Here is a 17,026-nt window from a genome sequence, read left to right on the forward strand (position 1 = left end):
TTTGAGCTTCGGAGGCCAAGATGGCCGCTGTTCTTGATGCTGTGCGCGCATTCCTTGCGCCGAATGCTTTCGTTATTTCCGAGGAAACCCCGGCAGACGTGGTGGCCCGCGAAAACCTGCTCGATCGCGCCATGGGCGCTGACCGGCGCAAGAAGTCGTCGGAAAAGCTGCGCCGTGGCCGTGTGCCGGCGCAGGGGCTGGCCCTGGTTGCGCGCGATCGTGACGGCCATGTCATCGGCACCGTGCGGCTGTGGAACGTCGAGGCCGGCGTCGGTCGCGATGGCGCGCCGGTGGATGCGCTGCTGCTTGGCCCGCTCGCCGTCGATTCAACCCATGAGGGCAAGGGAATCGGTGGCGCCCTGATGCGCGCCGCCATTGCCCAAGCCCATGCCCGCGGCCACGGCGCCATCCTGCTGGTCGGCGATGCGCCCTATTATGAGCGATTCGGCTTCTTCGCCGACAAGGCCCAGCACCTGATCATGCCCGGCCCCTTCCAGCGCGAGCGCTTCCTCGGCCTTGAGCTGAAGACCGGCTGGCTCGATGGCGCCGCCGGCATGCTGACGGCGAGCGGCGTCAAGCTGACGCGCCCGATCGAGCGCCGCGCCGCCTGACCGCCTCCTCATTGAAAGCTCCAGTCAGCCCCTTCCCGGATCCACCTGGGAAGGGGCTTTTTCATGAGCATCTATCAACTCCATGAACACTTTTTTGCCGTAAAACCGCTCTGGACTTGATCATCGTCAGGTCCGCTTGATCAGGATCAACGGCGTGATCTGCCGGTGTCGGTAGGCTTGCAGCATCAAAAGACGATGTCGCAAGGAGAATGACATGATGAGGAACGCAGCCGCCATAGCAGCCCTTCTGGGAACTGCAACGGTCGTTCTGTCCGGCGCCGTACAGGCTGCCGATATGGCCCAGAATACCCCGGCACCGGTTGCCGCCGATGCGGTATCGGCAAAAAGTCCGTGGCAGGTTCGCGTGCGCGCACTGGGCGTCATCCCGAATGACAAGGGTTCTGTGAACGGCGTCGCAGGTTCTGATCTCAATTATTCGAACTCGGTCACGCCGGAACTCGATATCAGCTATTTCTTCACCGACAATATTGCCGCCGAGCTCATCCTGGGCACTACCAGTTCGCGGATTACCGGGGCCGGCTCGCTCGCTGGCGTCAATGTCGGCAAGACCTGGATCCTGCCGCCGACACTTACACTGCAATATCACTTTACCGATTTTGGCGCGTTCAAGCCCTATGTCGGTGCGGGCGTGAACTACACCTTCTTCTATAACGAGAGCACGCAACCCGGCTTCAGCAACCTGAAGGTCGATTCGCATGTCGGCGCCGCCCTGCAGGTTGGCTTCGACTATATGTTCGACGAGCATTGGGGTCTGAACGTCGATGCCAAGAAGCTGTTTCTCGACACGAAATGGAGCGCCGACATGGGCGGCACTCCGATTGCCGGCAAGGCCAAGCTCGATCCGTGGCTGGTCGGCGCCGGTGTGACTTACCGCTTCTAAGGCGGTCACGAGCCACCTGGGTTGAAGCATCGTCCGGATGGGGGCATCCGGCACCGTGGCAGGTAGCTTCGGCCTGAGGGGAAGGACGGGAGCCGGTGCGCTGGGCGCATCGGTTCCCGTTTCCGTTTCACTCCAGGATGCGGCGGCGTATCGAGGAGGGGCCTCACAACGCCGTGAGTCGGCCCCGCCCACCATGGTCCGTGGGCCGGCGGGGCCCTATCTCCATCATCATGATTGATCGCCGCCAGTTTATCGCAGCAGTTCCCCTTCTCTTGTCAGGACTTACTGCGCGTGCTCAGAGCGAGGATGAGCCTCCCGCGGCATCCGAGCCTTCGGCCCAGACCGAGCCGGATGCCTCCCTGTCCGATGTCTTGTCGCGCGCTGCGCAAATGGCACCGCTCAAGGCCGTGATCGTGTCGAAGGCGGGGCAGCAGCTGGCCGCCCGCGGCTATCACGGTGCCTCGCCGGACACCTCGACCAACATCAAGTCCGCCTCGAAATCGATCATCTCTGCAATGATCGGCATTGCCATCGGCAAGGGACTCCTGGAGGGGCCGGACCAGCCGATCGCCCCCATCCTCAAGGCGGATCTTCCCGCCGATCCCGATCCGCGCCTGGCAAGGGTCACCATCGGCCACCTGCTGTCCATGCAGTCGGGGCTCGACCCCTTGTCCGGTCCCAATTACGGGCGCTTTGTCGCGAGCCGCAACTGGGTGCGTTTTGCGCTGGCGCAGGATTTTGTTCAGGACCCCGGCGGATCCATGCTTTATTCCACCGCCTCAACGCATCTTCTCTCCGCCATCCTCACCCGCGTCGGCAAGACGTCGACGCTTGCCCTGGCGCGCGCATGGTTTGCGCCGATCAACGGCTTTCGCATCGGCGCCTGGGATCGCGACCGGCAGGGCATCTATCTCGGCGGCAACCAGATGGCGATGACGGCGCGCTCGCTTCACGCCTTTGGCGAGGTTTACCGGCGCGGCGGGCGAACGGCAGACGGCGTCCAGGTGGTGCCGGAAAACTGGGTCCAGACCTCGTTCCAGCCGCGCACCAGTTCCCGCTATTCCGGCGACGGTTACGGCTATGGCTGGTTCCTGAAGCGCATCGGGGGTGAGGATGTGCGTTTTGCCTGGGGCTATGGTGGGCAGATGCTCTACATCGTGCCGTCGCGCGGGCTCACCGTGACGATGACCTCGCAGGCCGATTCGCCCTCGGCCGCCAATGGCTACCGCGACCGCCTGCACGACCTGCTGGCCGGGATCATCAAGGCCGCAGCCTGACGGCCATCACGCAGTCGCGATACGATTTGTTAACCGCTCTTCGGTCTAAGGGCGGCGCCCGATGCAGTCGCAAAGCCTGCACACTGCAGGTTATGCACCTGTGCGAGAAAGAAAGACCGTTGTTATGAGAATCATCCGCCTCGTCTTCATTCTGGCTATCGGCTTTGCCGGCGTTATCGGCAGCCGCTGGTATAGCTATGTCACCAATACGGACAGCCCGTATAACGAGAGCGGCATCGAGATCAACAGCCGCATGCCCGGCCCCTTGCGCAAATGGGGATGCGACAGGCTGCACGTGACCTTCGGCAATATGCTGCCACCCTATGGCTGCCAAGCCGGCGCAGATGGTCGCGACTGGCTGTGAGGCTTCATCAGGATCTGGCCCGCTGCATCTGTCCGGGCTGGACGAATGCCGCGGCATTCCTATCTCCTTGGGCATGAACAAAGCCATTATCACAGGCGGTGCCGGCCTCATCGGCACAGGGATCTGCCGGCTTCTGATCGATGCCGGCTGGACTGTTGCTTCCTTCGACATGAAGGATACCCCGCAGGACCTGCAGGATCAGGGCGTGACGCATGTCTTCTGCGATGTCGGCGACGAAGCCTCCGTTGCCGGCGCCTTTGCCGAGCTTGGCTGGGATCGTCTCGATCTTCTGGTCAACAATGCCGGCATTGCCGGCCCCGTCAATGGACCGATCGAGACCTTGTCGCTGGAGGATTGGCGCCGGGTGACGGATAGTCATCTGACCGCCGCCTTCCTGATGGTGCGTGCCGCCGTTCCCCTGATGCGGGAAGGGGCGAGCATCATCAACATGGCCTCCACCCGTGCCTTCATGTCGGAGCCGAAGACGGAAGCCTATGCCGCCTCAAAAGGTGGGCTGGTGGCGCTGACGCATGCGCTTGCCGTCAGTCTTGGCCCCAGGATCCGCGTCAATGCCATTGCGCCCGGCTGGATTGCCGGCGACGACGACCTTCGCCCGCAGGATCATAGCCAGCATCCGGTCGGCCGTGTCGGACAGGCGCAGGATATTGCCGAAGCCGTGCTTTACCTGACGGGAGCCGGCTTCATGACGGGGCAGGTGCTGACGCTGGACGGCGGCATGACCCGCAAGATGATCTATGCGCCCTGAAGAGGGCGCACCGTTTCACCCCTGATTACGCAGAAATGTCGATGATGCCGCAATCGCCGGCATCCGAGCCGAAGGCGACAAGCTTGCCATTGCCGCTCCAGCTCATGGCGGTGATGGCCCCTTTGCCGGGACGGCGCAGCAGGGCTTCCTTGCCGTCGCCAACCCTCACGCCAAGGATCATGCCGTCGATGAAGCCGATGGCCAGCACCTCTTCGACCGGATGAAAGGCCACGCAGGTGGCCATGATGTTGGCGCGCGTGCCAAGCTCCAGCGGTGCCTTGCCCATCGGGCCGTCCTTGCCGGAAAACGGCCAGACGATGGCGGCCGGTGCGCCGGACGAGGCAAGCCATTTGCCCTTGGCCGACCAGGACAGCGATTTGACCTTGGAGGGATAGCCCGTCATGCGCATGTGGCGGGCCTCGCCGGGCTTGCCGTCCAGCTTCCAGCCGTGCAGGGCATTCTCCTGCATCTGGGTGACGAGAAATTTTCCATCGGGTGAAAAGGTCACGCCGTTATGGGCACCCTTCCAGTCGAGATCGACCGGGGCCGAGGCTGTCGCCACCCAATGCAGCGATACGCCATTATAGCGGGCGGCTGCGATGCGCAGGCCCTTTGGCGCAAATGCCAGTGCCTCGACCGTGCGTTCCTCGGCAAATTCCTTCGCCGTGCCGTCTGCAAGAACGACGGCGGTCGATTTTCCAAGGCCATAGGCAACCGCGCCCTGCGGGCCGCCGGCAACGACCGAAATCCACCTGCGCGGCGCTTCCGCCACAAGGCTTGCGCTGCCATCGGCTGCGATGCGCATCACCTTTCCGTCTTCGCCGCCGGTGATCAGGCTGACGCTGAACGGATCGCGGATGCAGGTCAGAAGCCCGTCATGGGCCTGCGTTACCTTCTCGCCGCCATCCAGCCGGCGGATTTCGCCGGCAGCGGTGGCAAAGAAGGGAACATCGCCGAGAAAATGCGCGGCGACGACATGTCCATCGAGATCGAGAGGGGCAACGGTGGGCATCAGGCAGTCTTTCTGGTGGAGATCTTGCGTGTCCGGCGTGACGCGGCCAAAGGCCGGTTCACGCCGGTTGAGGGATCAGGCCGTTGCCTGGCAGGCGAGGAAGCTCTGCTCGATCTTTTCGCGATCAAGCTCGCGGCCGATGAAGACGAGGCGGCTTTCGCGCTTTTCGCCGTCCTTCCAGGCACGCTGGTGATCGCCCTCGACGATCATGTGGACGCCCTGCACCACATAGCGTTCGGCATCACCCTTGAAGGCGATGATGCCCTTCAAACGCAGGATATTCGGGCCTTGCGTCTGGGTGATCTTCTGGATCCACGGGAAGAAGCGCTCCGGGTTCATCTCGCCGCCGCGCAGCGAAATGGATTTCACCGTCACGTCATGAATGGCCGATGCCACGGCATGCCCGTGATGGTCATGCCCATGATGGTCATGATCGTGGTGATCATGATGATGGTGGTCGTGATCATGTCCGTGATGGTCGTGACCATGATCATGGTGGTGATGGTCGCAATCGGGACCGCAGACATGATCCTCGTGGCCATGCTCGAGGAAATGCGGATCGTTTTCCAGCGCCCGTTCCAGGTTGAAGGCGCCCTGGTCCAGCACCCGAGCCAGATCGACGCCGGACCGGGTCGTCTTGTAGATGCGCGCCGTCGGGTTGATGGCGCGAACGATGTCCTCGATCACCGCCAGTTCGTCCGGCGTCACGAGATCGGTCTTGTTGACGACGACGACATCGGCAAAGGCGATCTGGTCTTCGGCTTCGCGGCTGTCTTTCAGGCGAAGCGGCAGGTGCTTTGCATCCACCAGTGCAACGACCGCATCAAGCTCGGTCTTGGCGCGCACGTCATCGTCCATGAAGAAGGTCTGTGCCACCGGCACCGGATCGGCAAGGCCCGTCGTTTCCACGATGATGCCGTCAAACCGGCCGGGGCGGCGCATCAGGCCTTCCACCACGCGGATGAGGTCTCCGCGCACGGTGCAGCAGATGCAGCCATTGTTCATCTCGTAGATTTCCTCGTCGGATTCGACGATGAGGTCGTTGTCGATGCCGATCTCGCCGAACTCGTTGACGATGACGGCATATTTCTTGCCATGGCTTTCGGTGAGGATGCGGTTGAGCAGCGTCGTTTTGCCGGCGCCGAGATAGCCGGTGAGAACGGTGACGGGAATGGGCTTGGTGATTGCGGTATCGGCCATAAAAACCTCCGGAGATGGGCGCTCATGGGGCGGAGCGACAACGGTTGGGGAGCATATAAGGCCTTGGGTCCGGCAGTTCAAAGGCTTTTGTATGTTATAAGATCACATCATGCTTCAGCCCGCGCCGGAACGATATCGGTGCGCGCAAAATCACCGCCGACGAAAAGCAGCGGGCAGTCCAGCTCACGTGCCAGCCCATAGGCAAAGCAATCGCCGAAATTGAGCCCGGCCTTGTGAAATCCCTTGCCGAAGCGCCGGTACGCGGCCGCTGCCATTTCGGCGCGGCTGGCGGTGACGGTGATGATGTCGAACGGAATGGCGGCGAGCAAGGCGTCCAGTCCTGGCCGGCAGTTCTTGCGGGCCGCCACGATATAGACCTCCAGCAAGGTGCCGGCGGAAAGAAGAAGGCGCTGGGTGGGATCTTCGAGCACGGCAGTGCAGGAATCGGCTGACGGTTCATCGAGGATGATTGCCATCAATGCCGATGTATCGACGACGATCAAGCGGGAAGCCCGTCCTCGTCGTAGAGATCGTCATGGCTTCTATCGGCGCCAGGCCCATCAGGTTTCTTCGGCGGCGCCATGGCTCTGACCCTGCCGAGTGCCGCGCGGCGCTCTTCCCGGCTCGTCTCATGCTGTGCCGGAACAATCCGGGCAACCGTTCTGCCTTCGCGTGTCAGCAGGATGTCCTCGCCGCGCTCCATGCGATCAAGCACCTGTTCGAGGTTTTCCTGCGCATCTCTGACGGATATCTGCATGGCCATGATCTCCGGTGTGCCAGAAATGTAATCCCTGGCGCATCCCGCTGCAAGATCAGGCAAAATCCGACATGTCAAACCGATGCACGTCGTCGAGCAGTTCCAGAATGCCGTTCACCGCATGGGAAAGCAGGGCCTCGCCGCGTTCGGCCGTGGCCGCTGCCGCATTGCCGGCAACGCCGGAACGGTTCAGATCGGACATTTTCCAGCCGAAGGCATGGGGTCCATAGGCGCGCAGATGGCGGAAGTTTGCGGCAAATTCGCTCTGGCGCGAGGAGAAGGCGGCCGCCTTTTGCATATCCACGCGCTCAGGGTACAGCGCCAGCATGACCGAGGTTTCGATATCGCCACCGTGGATGTCGGTCGCCTTGTCGGCAGGCGAAATCCACTGGTCCGGCTGGCCAAAACGCGTCCAGCTGGTGGCAACGGCCAGCATGTTGAGTTTCACCCGCGCTTCGGTCGCCACCACCGTCATCAGCGGGGAATTGCCGCCATGGGCGTTCAGCATGACGAATTTGCGGATGCCGATGTCGCTCAGGCTTTCGGCAATCGTCAGCCAGCGGTTGATCGCCTGGGCAAAGGTCAGCGTGCGGCTGCCCTCGACATCCATATGTTCGAGCGAATAGCCGATGCGCTCGACGGGCAGGAAGGTGACGGGCAGGTCTGCCGGCTTTTGTGCGATGAGGCGTTCGACAAGTCCGCCCGCAATCAGGCTGTCGGTATCAAACGGCAGGTGCGGACCGTGCTGCTCGTGGGCGCCCAGCGGCAGAACGGCGATCCAGTCGGCGCGCGCCTCCGGCGCAAGGCTGCGGTCATTGTGGTTGAAGCGTGGTGTCGGCAGCGGCATCTGGCGGTAACCTCCTGCTTTCGCTATGGATGGTCGCGCACCGTCTATAGCGGTTGTGATCGAGGTGGGAAACCCGGACGGAGCCGATGGCCAAAAAGAAGGGCGATAAAAAGGACGAGAAGAAGGACAAATCGGCCCGCAAGAAGGATCTCGCCTCGCTGGCCGAGCTTGCGCCGGTTTTGACCCAGGCGGCCCGTTCGCTGCGCACAACGCTTTCCCAGGAACTGGCGCAGGCAGGCCTGTATGCCGGCCAGGACGGCGTGATCCTGCAGTTATCGCAGGCGCCGGGGCTGACGCCCGGGCAGCTCGCGCAACAGCTGGCCGTCAAGGCCCCGACGATGACGCGCACGATCGGGCGCATGGAGGCGCAGGGCTTCGTGCAGCGCAAGGCCGACAGCGCCGATGGACGGCTGATAAAGGTCTATCTGACGCCGACCGGGCAAGACAGTGTTCAAGCCATTCAGCAGGCGCTGGCCGACAGCGGTGCCGCGGCCTTGCGCGATTTCTCCGACAAGGAGATCCGCACCCTCATCAAGCTGTTGAAGGCGCTGGATCGGAACCTGCATGGGCAGGTCACGGGAGATGATGAGGACTGAAACGAAAGTCGATTGTGACAAAAGATTGCCTGCCGCAATTAAAATGTTTAAATAATTTAAATCGGCAGGCGAATCCGCCAGGGGAGGGGTCGTGGTTCAAAAGGTCAAGCTGTCCACCATCGCAGAAAGTCTCGGTCTTTCGACGGCCACCATATCGCTCGCCTTGCGCGACAGCCCGCTGGTTGCCATCGACACGCGCGAAAAGATCAAAGATCAGGCCCGCGCGCTCGGCTATATCTACAACCGGCGCGCCGCAAGCCTTCGCACCTCGCGCTCGGGCATTATCGGTGTCGTCGTGCATGACATCATGAACCCGTTTTACGGCGAAATCCTGAAAGCCATCGAAAGCGAACTGGATCGCAGCCGCCACACCTTCATCCTGTCCAATCATTATGATTCGGTGGAGAAGCAGCGCACCTTCATCGAGACGCTGCTGCAGCTCGGCGGCGACGGCGTCATCATGTCGCCGGCCATCGGGACACCGATCGAGGATGTGAAGCTCGCCGAAGCCAACGGCATGCCGGCCATTCTGGTTGCCCGCTCGATGGACGGCGTCGATCTGCCGACCTATCGCGGCGACGACAGCTACGGCATTTCCCTGGCGACCAATCACCTGATCGGGCTTGGCCACCGCACCATTGCGATGATCGGCGGCACCGACCAGACCTCGACCGGTCGCGACCGCTATCAGGGCTATGTCAATGCGCTGCGCAAGGCCGGTATCGAGGTGGATCCGAACCTGCGCATTCCGGGCCCGCGCTCCAAGCAGGGCGGGTTTGAGGCGGCGGTGCATTTTCTCTCGCTGCCGCAAAAGCCGACGGCCGCCGTCTGCTGGAACGATCTCGTGGCCATCGGGTTGATGAACGGCATTGCCCGTGCCGGGCTCGTGCCGGGGCAGGATATTTCTGTGACCGGATATGACGACCTGGAGGAAGCCTCCATCGCCACGCCTGCGCTCACAACCGTGTGGAACGGCCAGACGGAGGTCGGCCGGCTTGCCGCCCGCGCTCTGCTCGATCGCCTGGCCGGCAGCCATGACCCGGATGGAATCCATCTGATCAAGCCGGAAATGCGCATCCGCCAGTCCACCAGCCCGCATCACCCTCGTGCCTGACAGAGACAGGATTTAAGCCGATGACCGAACAGAAGACCACCGTGCTCATTCCGGGCCGCATGCATCCCCGCGCGCTCGAGCGCCTGAGCGCCGCCTTCGACGTGGTGCAGACGACTGCCGGTGCAGAGCTGGACCTGCCTGCCGAAACGCTGGAGAAGATCCGTGGCGTCGCGACCTTGAACGGCATGCGCGCGGAGTGGATCGACAAGCTCCCGAACCTCGACATCATCTCGAATTTCGGCGTCGGCTATGATGGCGTCGATGCCAAGCATGCCGCGACCAAGGGCGTCATCGTGACCAATACGCCGGACGTCCTGAACGACGAGGTGGCCGATACGACGATCGGCCTCCTCATCAACACCGTACGCCGCCTGCCGGTGGCCGAAACCTATCTGCGGGCTGGCCGCTGGGAAAAGGAAGGCCCGTTCGCGCTGACGCCGCTCTCCCTGAAGAACCGTCATGTCGGCCTTCTCGGCCTCGGTCGCATTGGTCTCGAGATCGCCAAGCGGCTGGAGCCGTTCAAGGTGAAGATCAGCTATCACACCCGCACCGAACGCAAGGACGTGCCCTATACCTATGCGGCCTCGCTGATGGAACTGGCGACATCGGTCGACACGCTGATCTCGATCATTCCGGCCACGCCCGAGACGCACAAGATCATCAATGCCGACGTGCTGGCAGCATTGGGCGCAAATGGCGTGTTCATCAATGTCGGCCGCGGCACCAGCGTCGATGAGGAGGCGCTGATCGAAGCGCTGAAGAACAAGGTGATCGCCGCTGCCGGTCTCGATGTCTTCTATGACGAGCCGCGCGTTCCTTCGGGCCTGTTCGATCTCGACAATGCCTGCCTGCTGCCGCATGTCGCCTCGGCCTCCGTGCCGACGCGCAATGACATGGCCGATCTCGTCGTCGACAATCTGGTCGGATGGTTCAGGGAGCGCAAGGTGCTCACGCCGGTGCCGGAAACGCCCGTTAAGGGATGACCTCAGCGGTTGCGGGCGTAAGCCCGCACCGCCTCGCCGAAGGCTTCAAACAGGGCGCGCGACGGGCTGTCCGTCTCGGCCCAGTATTCCGGATGCCATTGCACGCCGATGGCAAAGCCTTTGGCATCGATGACCGATACCGCCTCGATCGTGCCGTCCTCTGCCACGGCCTCCACCTGCAGCGATGGCGCCGTCTGCGCGATTGCCTGGCGATGCAGCGAATTCACCTGCACCTCGCCCGACAGGCCGAGATGATTGGCAATGCACGAGCCGTCGCGCACGAACACCGGCTGGCGGATCGAATACATTTCGTCACGGCTTTCGACCGGCGGTTTGCGGTGGTCCCAGATACCCGGCTGTTCCTGGATTTCGCTGGCGAGCGTGCCGCCAAGGGCGACGTTCAGCTCCTGAATGCCACGGCAGATCGCCAGCAGCGGAATGCCGCGTTCGATGGCGCGCCGGATGAGCGGCAGCGAGGTTGCATCGCGTGCCGGATCGAAAGGCCCATCGGCGTCGGTCGCCTCGCGGCCGTAGAGCGAGGGATGCACATTGCTGGCAGAGCCTGAAATCAGCACGCCATCCACCCGGTCGAGCACGCCGTCGATGTCATGACCATCTTCCAGCGCCGGGATGAGCATGGGAACGGCGCCGGAAACCTTGACGGCCGCATCGACATATTGCCGCTGAACGCCGTGCCAGATGGTGTTGTCAAAGCTGCGGATGTCGGCGGGAATGGCGATGAACGGCATGGGGTCTGTCTCCGGCAGGACTGTCGCTCGCGTTCTTGATCCGGCGCATGGTGCAAGTCAAGCGCACAAGTCAGGCGCACAACTCAGGCGCAGCTGCGCGCCAGCTTCGGCTTGCTGCCTTTCGCGAAACCCGGACAGGTTCTGTCGCAGACGTCTTATTAGACGAAAGTCTCGGGCGTTTCGACAGGTCTGCAACGCATGAATATTAGCTTGCGCCTTGCAAGGCCTAGTCTGCCATGTTTACTTCGCTCAGGGCCGGGAAACGGGGGAAAATGGACCTTCCCGGGCTGTCAACACTGGGAGGATATTCATGGATCGTCGTTCATTCTTCAAGAAAGCGGCTGTGACCGGGGCTGGCGCTGCCGGCGCGGTGGGGCTTGCGGCTCCGGCCCTTGCGCAATCGATGCCGAAGATCACCTGGCGTCTTACGTCATCGTTCCCGAAATCTCTGGACACGATCTATGGCGGCGCCGAAGACATTGCAAAGCACGTCTCTGCCGCAACTGATGGCAACTTTACCATCCAGACCTTTGCCGGCGGTGAAATCGTGCCGGGGCTGCAGGCGGCTGACGCCGTGTCTGCCGGCACCGTCGAAATGTGCCACACCTGCTCCTACTATTATGTCGGCAAGGATCCGACCTTTGCCATCGGCACGGCCATTCCCTTCGGGCTCAACGCCCGCCTGACCAATTCCTGGTTCTATGAAGGCAATGGCAATACGCTGCTCAACCAGTTCTATGCCACTCATGGCCTGCAGGGCTTCATCGCCGGCAATACCGGCGTGCAGATGGGCGGCTGGTTCCGCAAGGAAATCAACACGGTCGATGACTTCAAGGGCGTGAAGATGCGCATTGCCGGTCTTGCCGGCCGCGTCGTCGAAAAGCTTGGCGTCGTGCCGCAGCAGATTGCCGGCGGCGATATCTATCCGGCGCTCGAAAAAGGCACGATCGATGCCGCCGAATGGGTCGGCCCCTATGACGACCAGAAGCTCGGCTTCTACAAGGTCGCCAAGTATTATTACTATCCGGCTTTCTGGGAAGGCGGCCCGGTCATCCACGCCTTCGTCAACAAGGAAAAGTTCGAGGGGCTGCCGAAATCCTATCAGGCAGTGCTGCAGGATGCCTGCGCCTTTGCCAACACCAACATGATGGCGAAATACGACATCAAGAACCCGGTCGCCATCAAGCAGCTCGTCGCCCAGGGCACGATCCTGCGGCCCTTCAGTCAGGAAATCCTGGAGGCCTGCTTCAATGCGGCCAAGGAAGTCTATGCCGATATCAGCGCCAAGAACGAGTGGTTCAAGAAGATCTACGAGGACCAGGTGGCTTTCAAGAAGGAAGGCTATCTGTGGATGCAGCTGGCCGAATACACCTATGACACGTTCATGATGATCCAGCAGCGCAACGGCAAGCTCTGACGCACACCGTTCCGGCGACTTCTCGCAAACGAAAACCCCGGCAAGCTGGCCTGCTTGCCGGGGTTTTGTTTGTGTCGCCGATCAGAATTTCGGTGGCTCGCTGAGGTTGACGGGCGGCGGGCCGCCGGGCAGGCCGCCACCGCCGGCAGGAGGCAGGCCGAAATTCGGCATCTGGTTGCCGCCGCCCATATTGCCGAAGCCCGGCACCTCGATCTTGACGCTGTTGAGGTCGATTTCCGGCGTCTTTTCCAGCCAGTAGGTGACGGTTTCGGGCCAGAAAATCACGATCGCGACCAGGATCAGCTGCATGCACAGCCACGGTATGGCGCCGAGATAGATATCCTTGGTCTTAACCGAGCGCGGTGCGATGGAGCGCAGGTAGAACAGCGCAAAGCCGAAGGGCGGATGCATGAAGCTCGTCTGCATGTTGATGCAGATCAGCACGCCGAACCAGATGAGATCGATGCCGAGCGCGGTTGCAACGGGAGCCAGCATCGGAATGACGATGAAGGCGATTTCGAAGAAATCAAGGAAGAAGGCGAGGACGAAGATGAAGATGTTGACGAAGATCAGGAAGCCGACCGCACCGCCCGGTACATGCGACAGCATGTGCTCGATCCACAGCCCGCCGTTCATGCCCTGAAAGACCAGGCTGAAGCAGGTGGCGCCGACGAGGATGAACACCACCATGGAGGTGATGTGCATGGTGGAATGCATGCCCTGCTTGACCAGATCCCAAGTGAGGCGACGGTGCATGGCAGCAAGCGCCATGGCGCCAACGACACCCAGCGCGCCGGCTTCCGTCGGCGTGGCAAGGCCCATGAAGATCGTGCCGAGGACAAGAAAGATCAGCACGATCGACGGCACCATGCCGGCCAGCACCCGCAGCACCAGTGCCCGGTTCAGCTCGCCGCGGGCTTCCGGGGGCAGGGCCGGCAGATCCTTCGGGCGAAAGATCGACATACCGAGGATGAACAGCATGAAGATGGCGACCTGAAGGATCGACGGGCCGATGGCGCCGAGATACATGTCGCCGACGGAGCGGCCGAGCTGGTCTGCCAGCACGATCAGCACCAGCGACGGCGGGATGACCTGCGTGATGGTGCCCGATGCGGCGATGACGCCGGTGGCGAGACGCGGGTTGTATCCGTATTTCAGCATGATCGGCAGCGAGATGACGCCCATGGTGATGACGGATGCGGCAACCGTTCCGGTGATGGCGCCCAGGATCGCGCCGACGAGGATGACGGCATAGGCAAGGCCGCCCGGAATGGCGCCGAACAGTTTCCCCGTGCCCTCCAGGAGATCCTCGGCCAGCCCGCAGCGCTCAAGGATGGCGCCCATGAAGGTAAAGAACGGAATGGCGAGCAGCAGGTCGTTGGAGATGATGCCGAAGATACGCAGCGGCAGGGCCTGCAGGAAGGCCTGCTCGAAGTGCCCGGTCAGCACGCCGATGACGCCGAACATGAGGCCGACTGCGGCCAGAGAAAACGCCACCGGGAAGCCGTAGAGCATGAAAATGACCATGCCGACGAACATCGATGGCGGGATGATGCCAAAATCGAACATTGTAAGTCCCCCCGGACGCGCTGCTTATTGCAGCGGCTTTTCGTATTTCGTGTCGATGTCGATGACGCCCATCAGGCCGGCAACCCGCTTGATCAGTTCGGAAATGCCTTGAAGTGCGATGAGCGTGAAGCCGGCAAAAATGATGAATTTCGCCGGCCAGCGGATCAGACCGCCGGCGTTGGACGAAATCTCCATCTCCTTCAGCGACAGCCAGAAGACCGGGAAGGACAGCCAGGCGAGATAGATGCAGGCTGGCAGCAGGAAGAGCACGATGCCGATGGCATCCACCCATAGCCGCTTGCGGTCTGACAGGCCGCCGTAGATGAGGTCGACCCGCACATGTTCATTGGCGCGCAGCGTGTGGGCTGCGCCCAAGAGCACGATGAAGGCAAACATGTACCACTGTATTTCCAGCCAGGCGTTGGAACTGTAGTTGAACAGGTAACGGATCATGGCGTTACCGGCGCTCACCAGACAGCAGGCAAGCACAAGATAGCCGGAAAATTTGCCGATGACCTCGCTGACACGATCGATGGCTCGGCTCAAGCCGATGAAAGCCTGCATGATTCCCCTCCGCAGTCGATCTTTTTATCCCCTGCAACGAGCCGTATAGGAAGCACGGTCAAAAGAAAAGTCCTGCTCCTATTGGACTTCCGTCCAAATCGCGGCAAGCGCGGGCGGTTCCGCGTTCCCTGTCGGATACAGTGTCGGATGCGGTTCTCTTGGACGGACCATCAGCCGATGCGCCGCATTGCTCTTTCCGGGTGTTTTGTGTAACCCTATACTTGGTAGGTAGGACATGAGCCTTGTCTGCGCGCATCGGTGCTGCAAGGCGTTTCGGGAGAGCAGTTACATGAACGATCATCACGGCGGAACGGTCGAAACCGGCGCACCCATGGATTACCGGGAGCACGAAAAGACCTATTCCATGTTCCTTGCCGGTGCCAAATGGAGCACCATGATGGTGGTCGTGCTGCTTCTTGCCATGCTTGGCGGCTTTTTCGCCGGCGGCGGCCTCATCGGCGGCCTTTTTCTTTTCATCATCCTGAACGCGGCCGGTTTCTACCTGCTGCGTTGACGCATGCCTTCAGCGGTGGCGTCTGAGCGGCATCTCTTGGCCGAACGATGGCGCATGCCCAAAATTTCCATGACGGGAAGGGACGGATTTGGCAAAGCTGATATTTGTCGGCCGGGAGGCCGGGGAGGAGAGCCGCGTTGCTGCATCGCCGGAAACGGTGAAACGGCTGGTGGGACTTGGATTTGAGGTGATCGTCGAAAGCGGCGCGGGTCTTCGCTCCGGTGTGCCGGATCAAGATTTTGCCGCAGCCGGGGCGACGATCGGGTCGATTGCCGATGTGGGCCGCGCCGATATCCTGCTGCAGGTCGTCTCGCCGCCCGATGCGGTGATCGCCGCGGCCAAGCCCGGCGCAGTTCTGCTGGCGACGCTCAATCCCTATGACAGCGCTGAAGCGCTGAACCGGCTTGCCGATGCCGGCATTACCGCCCTTGCCATGGAACTGATGCCGCGTATCACCCGCGCCCAATCCATGGACGTGCTGTCGAGCCAGGCAAACCTTGCCGGCTACCGGGCGGTGATCGATGCATCGCATGAATATGGCCGGGCCATTCCGATGATGATGACGGCAGCCGGCACGGTTCCGGCGGCAAAAGTCTTCGTCATGGGCGCCGGCGTTGCCGGGCTTCAGGCGATTGCAACGGCCCGGCGTCTCGGCGCTGTCGTCACCGCAACCGACGTGCGACCCGCCGCCAAGGAACAGGTCGCCTCGCTCGGCGCAAAATTCATCGCGGTCGAGGACGAGGAATTCAAGGCTGCCGAAACCGCCGCCGGCTATGCCAAGCCGATGTCGCAAGCCTATCAGGCCAAGCAGGCGGCGCTGGTGGCCGATCATATCGCCAAGCAGGATATCGTCATCACCACGGCGCTGATCCCCGGGCGCGCCGCGCCACGGCTCGTCACACGCGCCATGCTTTCGGCGATGAAGCCCGGTTCCGTCGCCGTCGATCTCGCCGTCGAGCGCGGCGGCAATATCGAGGGCTCGGTTGCCGGCACCATCGCCGATGTCGAGGGCGTGAAGGTCATCGGCTATGCCAACGTGCCGGGCCGGGTCGCTGCCTCGGCGTCTGCGCTCTATGCACGCAACCTCTACGCCTTTCTTGAGACCATGGTGGACAAGGCAACGAAGGAATTCTCGTTCAACCCGGACGAGGAACTGGTGAAGGCGACCATGCTGACCCATGGCGGCGCCGTGGTTCACCCGACCTTTCGCGAGGCTGCCGATGCGGCCCGGCTTGCCGCCCCTGTCGTCGTGACAGCAGCGGCCGAAGCGCCCGAGGCGCCAAAACCGCGCGCCCGCAGAAAACCGGCGGAAAAGGCGCAAGCACCTGAAGCACTGACGGACGCACCGGACAACAAGGAGGAGCTGTGATGGCAAGCGAAACCATGAACACGGCGTTGAACGCGCTTGATCAGGCCGTCGCTGCCGTCAGGAGTGCTGCCGAGCAGACCCCGGATGCGGTGAGCCTTGCCGCCCATGGCGTCTCCGGCGGTGCGATCGATCCGTTCGTCTTCCAGCTCGCGATCTTCGTGCTGTCGATCTTCGTCGGTTATTATGTCGTCTGGTCGGTCACGCCAGCACTGCACACGCCGCTGATGGCCGTCACCAACGCCATTTCCTCGGTCATCGTCGTTGGCGCGCTTCTGGCGGTCGGTGTGTCGCTGAGCGGCCTTGCCACCGGCTTCGGCTTCGTGGCGCTGATCCTGGTCTCGGTCAACATCTTTGGCGGCTTCCTGGTCACCAGCCGGATGCTGGCCATGTACAAGAAAAAAGAGCGCTGAGGCGGG

The 17,026-nt window shown here is 62.1% G+C and carries 20 protein-coding genes; 12 read left to right on the forward strand and 8 right to left on the reverse strand.

Translation table 11 applies throughout. From position 1 onward, the window contains the following. Positions 1 to 20 precede the first annotated feature (20 nt). The 5 genes from J2858_RS14545 to J2858_RS14565 all read left to right on the forward strand — a co-directional run bounded on the left by J2858_RS14545 (position 21) and on the right by J2858_RS14565 (position 3,919). A complete protein-coding gene (locus tag J2858_RS14545) occupies positions 21 to 611 on the forward strand; it encodes a GNAT family N-acetyltransferase (protein WP_210105522.1) in 591 nt (196 codons plus the stop codon). Positions 612 to 828: 217 nt separating this feature from the next. Further along, positions 829 to 1,512, forward strand: a complete 684-nt coding sequence (locus J2858_RS14550) for an OmpW/AlkL family protein (protein WP_377296900.1) — start codon at positions 829 to 831, stop codon at positions 1,510 to 1,512. Between the two features lie 230 nt (positions 1,513 to 1,742). After that, positions 1,743 to 2,789: a serine hydrolase domain-containing protein gene (locus J2858_RS14555; RefSeq protein ID WP_210105524.1), complete on the forward strand. Its 1,047-nt coding sequence runs from the start codon at positions 1,743 to 1,745 to the stop codon at positions 2,787 to 2,789. 124 nt (positions 2,790 to 2,913) lie between these two features. Further along, a complete protein-coding gene (locus J2858_RS14560; protein ID WP_210105525.1) occupies positions 2,914 to 3,153 on the forward strand; it encodes a hypothetical protein in 240 nt (79 codons plus the stop codon). Positions 3,154 to 3,226: 73 nt separating this feature from the next. Continuing rightward, a complete protein-coding gene (locus J2858_RS14565) occupies positions 3,227 to 3,919 on the forward strand; it encodes an SDR family oxidoreductase (RefSeq protein ID WP_210105526.1) in 693 nt (230 codons plus the stop codon). A gap of 25 nt (positions 3,920 to 3,944) precedes the next feature. Here the strand turns inward: J2858_RS14565 and J2858_RS14570 are convergent, their stop codons facing one another. From J2858_RS14570 to J2858_RS14590, 5 genes are all read right to left on the reverse strand, one after another. Beyond that, positions 3,945 to 4,931, reverse strand: coding sequence for a WD40 repeat domain-containing protein (locus tag J2858_RS14570; protein ID WP_210105527.1), 987 nt, complete (start codon positions 4,929 to 4,931; stop codon positions 3,945 to 3,947). A gap of 75 nt (positions 4,932 to 5,006) precedes the next feature. After that, entirely contained in the window at positions 5,007 to 6,131 is a 1,125-nt protein-coding gene (locus J2858_RS14575; protein WP_210105528.1) for a CobW family GTP-binding protein, read from the reverse strand. A 107-nt stretch (positions 6,132 to 6,238) separates the two neighbouring features. Continuing rightward, positions 6,239 to 6,634 (reverse strand): type II toxin-antitoxin system VapC family toxin, encoded by a 396-nt coding sequence (locus tag J2858_RS14580; protein ID WP_210105529.1) that lies wholly within the window; start codon positions 6,632 to 6,634, stop codon positions 6,239 to 6,241. After that, positions 6,631 to 6,888, reverse strand: a complete 258-nt coding sequence (locus J2858_RS14585) for a type II toxin-antitoxin system Phd/YefM family antitoxin (protein WP_210105530.1) — start codon at positions 6,886 to 6,888, stop codon at positions 6,631 to 6,633. Before J2858_RS14585 ends, J2858_RS14580 begins: the two co-directional genes overlap by 4 nt. A 55-nt stretch (positions 6,889 to 6,943) precedes the next feature. Beyond that, positions 6,944 to 7,735: a creatininase family protein gene (locus tag J2858_RS14590; protein WP_210105531.1), complete on the reverse strand. Its 792-nt coding sequence runs from the start codon at positions 7,733 to 7,735 to the stop codon at positions 6,944 to 6,946. 86 nt (positions 7,736 to 7,821) lie between these two features. Here J2858_RS14590 and J2858_RS14595 point away from each other — a divergent pair, with 86 nt between their 5' ends. From J2858_RS14595 to J2858_RS14605, 3 genes are all read left to right on the forward strand, one after another. Beyond that, positions 7,822 to 8,331, forward strand: a complete 510-nt coding sequence (locus tag J2858_RS14595; RefSeq protein ID WP_210105532.1) for a MarR family winged helix-turn-helix transcriptional regulator — start codon at positions 7,822 to 7,824, stop codon at positions 8,329 to 8,331. Between the two features lie 91 nt (positions 8,332 to 8,422). Continuing rightward, a complete protein-coding gene (locus tag J2858_RS14600; RefSeq protein WP_210105533.1) occupies positions 8,423 to 9,445 on the forward strand; it encodes a LacI family DNA-binding transcriptional regulator in 1,023 nt (340 codons plus the stop codon). 20 nt (positions 9,446 to 9,465) lie between these two features. Then, positions 9,466 to 10,428 (forward strand): 2-hydroxyacid dehydrogenase, encoded by a 963-nt coding sequence (locus J2858_RS14605; protein ID WP_210105534.1) that lies wholly within the window; start codon positions 9,466 to 9,468, stop codon positions 10,426 to 10,428. 2 nt (positions 10,429 to 10,430) lie between these two features. Here the strand turns inward: J2858_RS14605 and J2858_RS14610 are convergent, their stop codons facing one another. Then, positions 10,431 to 11,177, reverse strand: a complete 747-nt coding sequence (locus J2858_RS14610) for a gamma-glutamyl-gamma-aminobutyrate hydrolase family protein (RefSeq protein ID WP_210105535.1) — start codon at positions 11,175 to 11,177, stop codon at positions 10,431 to 10,433. A 310-nt stretch (positions 11,178 to 11,487) separates the two neighbouring features. Between J2858_RS14610 and J2858_RS14615 the strand changes: the two genes are divergently transcribed. Beyond that, positions 11,488 to 12,594, forward strand: a complete 1,107-nt coding sequence (locus tag J2858_RS14615) for a TRAP transporter substrate-binding protein (RefSeq protein ID WP_210105536.1) — start codon at positions 11,488 to 11,490, stop codon at positions 12,592 to 12,594. Positions 12,595 to 12,675: 81 nt separating this feature from the next. Here J2858_RS14615 and J2858_RS14620 read toward each other — a convergent pair whose 3' ends face one another. Both J2858_RS14620 and J2858_RS14625 read right to left on the reverse strand, forming a co-directional pair. Then, positions 12,676 to 14,163: a TRAP transporter large permease gene (locus J2858_RS14620; protein WP_210105537.1), complete on the reverse strand. Its 1,488-nt coding sequence runs from the start codon at positions 14,161 to 14,163 to the stop codon at positions 12,676 to 12,678. A gap of 24 nt (positions 14,164 to 14,187) precedes the next feature. Then, a complete protein-coding gene (locus J2858_RS14625) occupies positions 14,188 to 14,727 on the reverse strand; it encodes a TRAP transporter small permease subunit (protein WP_210105538.1) in 540 nt (179 codons plus the stop codon). Positions 14,728 to 15,016: 289 nt separating this feature from the next. Here J2858_RS14625 and J2858_RS14630 point away from each other — a divergent pair, with 289 nt between their 5' ends. The 3 genes from J2858_RS14630 (at position 15,017) to J2858_RS14640 (ending at position 17,020) form a co-directional block, all read left to right on the forward strand. Then, a complete protein-coding gene (locus J2858_RS14630; RefSeq protein ID WP_210105539.1) occupies positions 15,017 to 15,241 on the forward strand; it encodes an aa3-type cytochrome c oxidase subunit IV in 225 nt (74 codons plus the stop codon). Positions 15,242 to 15,329: 88 nt separating this feature from the next. Further along, positions 15,330 to 16,610 carry a Re/Si-specific NAD(P)(+) transhydrogenase subunit alpha gene (locus J2858_RS14635; RefSeq protein ID WP_210105540.1) on the forward strand — a complete coding sequence of 427 codons (1,281 nt, stop codon included), beginning with the start codon at positions 15,330 to 15,332 and terminating at the stop codon, positions 16,608 to 16,610. Continuing rightward, complete coding sequence (locus J2858_RS14640) at positions 16,610 to 17,020, forward strand: NAD(P) transhydrogenase subunit alpha (protein ID WP_210105541.1); 411 nt, start codon at positions 16,610 to 16,612, stop codon at positions 17,018 to 17,020. Before J2858_RS14635 ends, J2858_RS14640 begins: the two co-directional genes overlap by 1 nt. Positions 17,021 to 17,026: the final 6 nt, after the last annotated feature.

Source organism: Neorhizobium galegae (genome assembly GCF_017877135.1).
Taxonomy (GTDB): Bacteria; Pseudomonadota; Alphaproteobacteria; order Rhizobiales; family Rhizobiaceae; genus Neorhizobium; species Neorhizobium galegae_A.